Raw genomic sequence first — 741 nt, 5'->3', positions numbered from 1 at the left:
GGCCATCGGTTTGCCGCGCGAAGCATTGTTCGAACACGTTAAAACCTTCCAAGGCCTGCCGCACCGCGTGGAAAAAATCGGCAAGAAAAACGGCGTGGTATTCATCGACGACAGCAAAGGCACGAACGTCGGCGCGACCGCCGCCGCGATTGCTGGTTTGCAAAATCCGCTCTTCGTAATTTTGGGCGGCATGGGTAAAGGGCAGGACTTCACGCCATTGCGCGATGCGCTTGCCGGCAAGGCAAAAGGCGTGTTCCTGATCGGCGTCGATGCGCCGCAAATCCGCCGCGATTTGGACGGCTGCGGTCTGAATATGACCGACTGCGCCACTTTGGAAGAAGCGGTTCAGACGGCATATGCCCAAGCCGAAGCGGGCGATATCGTGTTGCTCAGCCCAGCTTGTGCGAGCTTCGATATGTTCAAAGGCTATGCACACCGTTCGGAAGTGTTTATCGAAGCGTTTAAGGCTTTGTAAGGCCGTCTGAAAGATGAAAGTCGGGTTGAAAATCGGCTTGGCGACAGTTGTACTTTTGGCTGTTGCTGCTTCGGTGTTCTGGTTTGCTGCGCCGATTCGTTCCAAGACTACTGTTACCACGCCAAGCGAAGCGCCGTTGCCTGAAGATGCCGTTATCGACAGATTGGTCGTACATAAAAGCAAGCGCACCATGTCGGCGTACTCGCAAGGCAGGTTGCTAAAAACCTATCCTATTTCGCTGGGCAAACAACCGGTCGGGCATAAAC

General features: G+C 54.7%; 1 protein-coding gene and 1 pseudogene. Both read left to right on the top strand.

The genetic code is table 11. The features are described from left to right. On the top strand, positions 1 to 475 hold a 475-nt coding region (locus ACTHUR_RS13785), incomplete at its 5' end, for a glutamate ligase domain-containing protein (protein WP_440399099.1). 13 nt (positions 476 to 488) lie between these two features. Continuing rightward, a pseudogene (locus tag ACTHUR_RS13780) lies at positions 489 to 741 on the top strand (L,D-transpeptidase family protein); the annotation flags it as partial.

This window comes from Neisseria sp. P0021.S007 (assembly GCF_051956855.1).
The sequence above is the reverse complement of the archived record's forward strand: the minus strand, read 5'-3'. Positions and strand labels throughout refer to the sequence as shown.